Origin of the sequence: Mesotoga sp. HF07.pep.5.2.highcov (assembly GCF_003666285.1) — a bacterium.
In the GTDB taxonomy this organism is placed as follows: Bacteria; Thermotogota; Thermotogae; order Petrotogales; family Kosmotogaceae; genus Mesotoga; species Mesotoga prima.
Map to the genome: position 1 here is coordinate 1 of NZ_JFHJ01000670.1, position 4,707 is coordinate 4,707.

Below are 4,707 nucleotides of genomic sequence, written 5' to 3' on the forward strand. Positions count from 1 at the left end.
GAGAAGCTCTTTGGTTAAACAGCGAAGCAAATCCTCTTCACTTCGATGGAAATTTTTCTTAGTAACATCAAAACTCTCTCGAAGGCAATCTCCTTGGTAACGACAGTTTCGCATCCTAAACCCGGTCATTTTTGGATTTCATTTCAGAGAATAACCGGTAAGCCTTCCGTGTCCAGTTGCGTAGGTAATTGATCTCGTATGGCCGCTGCAATCGCCAATGAATTTCAGATTCTTATAGCGACTGTTGTTGATCTTGTTTGAGTAAAATTTGACTTCCACGGCATACATGAGATTGTCTGGATAAGAGATTCCCGGGATTACTTCACTTAGTTTCTCAACAAATTCTGTAATGGAAACGGATATTCTCCTTGGCAGCACAAGATTAATATCTCCAAGAATATAATCTCCTTCAGGTAGCGTGGGCTTAACTCTCCCTAACCTCTTAGTTCTCTTGGTTTGTATGAAGTCCTCGTAAGTCTGAAGGATCACTTTCCTGCCACCAGCCAGAATATTACTTAGCCTGCTAATATATGAGCCATATCCTATTGGATCACGAAAGGGCTCAGTAAATCGCGTAGTACAAAGTATCGCAAAATTGGTGTTTTCAGAACTCCCACCCGAGTTCGAGTGACCATTCACTGTCACAAAATCATCGTAGTTCTCTAGAACTACCTTTCCTGAAGGGTTATTGCAGAAGGTTCTTACTGTATATCCTGTCTTGGTTTTGAGTCTCACTTTAAACTCGTACATCTCTTCGTTGATTTCTTCCACCACATGATCTGGGATTTCAAATCTAACTCCAATATCGACTGTGTTGCTAGAAGCCACGATTTCAGGATAGCGGTCTGTCACTTTCTTTATTAGTGAATGGCCGCTCCTTCCAACAGCTACCACGACATAGTCAAATACAGCCTCGAATCCCTCGCCGCGAAGGATTATTTTCTCGTCTTCGATGTCTATGTCATCCACTCTAGAACCAAAGTGAAATTTAAGATTATTTCTAGTCGAGAATTCCTCAAATATCTTTGTAAGCACCGAACTTAGTTTATCTGTACCTATATGCCAGAAGGTAGAATTAACAGGCTCGAAGCCTTTTGAATAAAAGAGATCGAAGAAACGCGATCTTCTATCAAAAGAGACACCTCTTTTCACCTCGCGCCTATCATCTGGATTGAGTTTTTCCAGGTAGAAGTCAACGACTTCATTCTGGATCGCGAGAGGAATCTCCATGTCTCCTCCCATTGTTTCCGACACGAAGATCTTTCCATCGGACCGTATTCCGCTTATACTGGAACTGAAAATATCTTTTGAACGCTCCAGAACATGAATTTCATGATCCTCATCTAAAATTTCACTTATGAAACCTATCGATGCTGCTCCAAATCCCACAACTCCGATTTTCATTGTTTTGCTCCTAAAAGAGAAAGTTTGTCTTCAGGGATAGATATTATTCCCAGCTGAACTTGTACCTATGAAGCCGCAGTTCGTCCCGTAGTTGCACAAGTTGCTTTCTTAAAACCTCGTTTAAAGGGGCACCTCTGTTTTTCCTAAATTGCCAGGCTTCATATTCCTTTTCACCTGCGGTGTAGATTCTTTCTTGACCCGGTGCCTTTTTGGATTTCCTGAGTTCTCTGAGAATGTCTCCCGCAAGCTTCTTAAAGTCATCTAGTTGTGTGAACGGTTCTATGTCTATCGCGATGAAGAAATGGCCTATTGGAATCGGCTTTTTTTCGTTGTTATCGGCAATTCCTGTTAACATCTTCAGATAGCTTCCCGTTTGCAGCGCGGCCGACAGAATCTCAACAACAGTTGCGTAGCCGTATCCCTTATACCCGGCTGTCTCCTCGCCTATGCCGCCCAGGGGAGTTAGAGCGGCTTCACCCTTTGTCAAATCAATCAGTATTTTTTGAGTGTCGGTCCTGGGTCTCCCATCTAGACCGATGACCCATCCCTCTGGTAACTCTTTTCCCGCTCGAGCGTACACCTCGATCTTTCCTCTTTGTGCCACAGAAGTAGCGCAGTCGAGAACAAAAGGAAACTTCTCATCTGTAGGGATTCCAAAAGTCAGGGGGTTCGTTCCCAACATATTTTCCACACCAAATGTCGGGGCAATTGACGGACGAGCATTAGTGCCTGTAATGCCTATCATTCCGTTTTCAACTGCCATAATTGGGTAGTAACCCGCTATTCCATAATGTGTTGAATTTCTTACGGCAACCATTCCCATTCCATATCTCTTTGCTTTTTCAATAGCAAGTTTCATTGATTTGAACGCTATCACATGACCCATTCCATTGTGGCCGTCAATTACTGCTGTCGTAGCACTTTCTCTGACGATTTCGAACTCAGTGATGGGATTTTGAATGCCAGCGCGGATTCGATCCACATAGATAGGTTTCAATCTGCCAATACCATGTGAATCAATTCCCCGTTTATCTGAGGTGATGAGAACATTTGCGCAGATTTTCGCGTCTTCTTCTGGAACCCCGATTCCAACAAATACATCCTTCATGAAAGCTTCCAGAGTATCAAAATCGACCCAAACTACATCTTTGTAGATTTCGTTCACAAGATTACCTCCCTTTTCTCCTCCTTCTGACATTATACAATCTGTGAAAGACATCTTCTTTTTTTTTGTTTTCCTGAAGCATCGAATCTCCGTAAATCAAGAGAAGCAGAATCCGTTGAGATATTTACATGAAACGCGATCGCTTCTTATAAATCGTCAAACGAGTGTACAGCTTGCTTTTCAAAGGCAGAATCGAGTAGAATTAATTGATGTAGGATAGATGAAGAAGATATTTTATATTATCAATGATGCAGGAAAGATTGGTGAAGAAGTTTGAAGGACAGAATTGGACCAGGAATATACCTCTACCCTATGCCTGTGGTGGTTATAGGAACGATGAATGAAGAGAGGCCTAATTACACCACGATCGCGCTTTGTGGAGTTGTGGAGGTGCAGCCGCCCATGATTCAGATCTCTCTGGCAAAGAGCAGACTGAGTTGCAAGAATATAGAGGATACCGGGTATTTCAGTGTGAATGTTCCTTCCCTTGACATGTTAAGAGGGGTAGACTACATGGGAATTCATTCTGGGAAGACCACTGACAAATCAGAACTCTTTAGAACCTTTCCAGGTGAAAAGGGAAATGTGCCTATGATTGAAGAGGCACCTTTGAATATGGAATGTGAGCTGGTTAGTAAATTTGAGTTCGGTGGAGCACACATTGCATTTGTTGGAGAGGTTGTTCAAACATATTGTTCTGAATCGTGTCTTGTTGATGGACTTCCAAATATCAAGAAGATAAGTCCGGTAACCTTCTCCGTTTATGACAATTCTTATTGGTCCATTGGTATGCACCTTGGGAAGGCATGGAATATTGGAATAAAATACACCCCTCCAAAAGAAGGCACGGATTAGATCCTTCGAAGGAGGGGTCTTGAGCTCTACTTCTTTTCGTATGATGTTGGCCCATCGGCCCAGCCAGTTTCGTCCAACCATTCTTTGGGGTAACCGGTTGGTTGAGCCATGTTCCCTTTTTCATTTATGAACCCATCATTATATCTCACAATGAGATACTCGGACAGTTTCCACCATGCTTCAACTATTTCCTGGGAGTTTCTAGAGCAGAATCTCGCTAGATATCTGCCCGCTTCTTCGGGCTTTGTGAGAAGGATTTTTGTTATATGGGCTTCGATTTCCGGAAGACGACTGAGTGATAGTGCTTCATACTTCTCTTGCATAAGTTTAATATCCTCGTGCATATAGCTATATTTCAATGCCGCCCAATTAGAAACGAAGTTGAATGCCCACCAGGCGCTGTCTTTATTGAACTCCGAAGTGTCGCAGACTTGAATCGACTCAGGAAGATCGCTTACTCCTACGAAGAAAGGAATGAAACAAGTATCGGCCGGTTTGTCGAGCCCGAGCCACATGATTCCACCAACCGGATCTGGAAGCCAATTTCTCGCTTGACAGACAAAAGCATAACCACAGTACGTAACCGAAATTGGTCTTTCCCATGCACCTCCAAGTTGGCGGGAAGGATCCCCCACGTCGCCCTGTCCGTCATAAGGACCGTAATATCTATCTGGATAACCGAACGGCCCGGCCGCGACGCCCTTTGTGAGATCAAACTCTGTTCCTTCGTAGTGATCCCTGTATAGATTCATCACATCACTGGCTGAGACCTTGTTGTCAGGCTTCAGCGAAAATGGATACTCTCGAGTGAACCCGTCTTCTACCCATGGAGACAGATTCATGCTTGGTGCCATGGACGAAAAAAGGCGCCACACTCTTCTAAGCGAGTAGTATGGATGGTTGTACTCACCCAGGCTAACGGTTCTCAACCAGTCTAGAGGGCCGTCTTTCGGATCCCACCATCCGAATTTCTCAGCGACTTCATGAAGGGTTTCTCCATAAAGAAAATCGGGATTTTCAGTATCGATTTCCCTTATTCTAAACTGATTTGCCGCAACGAAGACCTCTCCATCGGGTACTCTCCTTGCGACCCAAAGACCTCCGGTTCCCTCGGGAGAGGGAGCCATTTCGATAACCCAAGCTTCATTAGGGTCTGCAACGGGCAGAGTCTCTCCCGTTCCGTAGTATCCATATTTCTCAATCAAGTAGCCAATCAACTCAACAGCTTCACCAGCTGTCTTGCATCTCTCAAGGGCTACTCGAGAAAGCTCGGATGAGTAGAA

The 4,707-nt window shown here is 44.0% G+C and carries 4 protein-coding genes; 1 reads left to right on the forward strand and 3 read right to left on the reverse strand.

The window, feature by feature from the left end; all coding sequences use genetic code 11:
* Nucleotides 1-138: 138 nt before the first annotated feature.
* Entirely contained in the window at nucleotides 139-1,404 is a 1,266-nt protein-coding gene (locus BG32_RS14375; RefSeq protein WP_006492231.1) for an NAD(P)/FAD-dependent oxidoreductase, read from the reverse strand.
* A gap of 43 nt (nucleotides 1,405-1,447) precedes the next feature.
* A complete protein-coding gene (locus BG32_RS14380; protein ID WP_006492233.1) occupies nucleotides 1,448-2,569 on the reverse strand; it encodes an Ldh family oxidoreductase in 1,122 nt (373 codons plus the stop codon).
* A gap of 273 nt (nucleotides 2,570-2,842) precedes the next feature.
* Here BG32_RS14380 and BG32_RS14385 point away from each other — a divergent pair, with 273 nt between their 5' ends.
* Nucleotides 2,843-3,424 carry a flavin reductase family protein gene (locus BG32_RS14385; RefSeq protein ID WP_006492234.1) on the forward strand — a complete coding sequence of 194 codons (582 nt, stop codon included), beginning with the start codon at nucleotides 2,843-2,845 and terminating at the stop codon, nucleotides 3,422-3,424.
* A 26-nt stretch (nucleotides 3,425-3,450) separates the two neighbouring features.
* Here the strand turns inward: BG32_RS14385 and BG32_RS14390 are convergent.
* On the reverse strand, nucleotides 3,451-4,707 hold a 1,257-nt coding region (locus BG32_RS14390; protein WP_121527026.1), incomplete at its 5' end, for a dipeptidase.

Coding starts and splice junctions, on each gene's coding strand:
- BG32_RS14375 (WP_006492231.1), bottom strand. CDS start 1,404: ATGAAAATCGGAGTTGTGGGATTTGGAGCAGCATCGATAGGTTTCATA.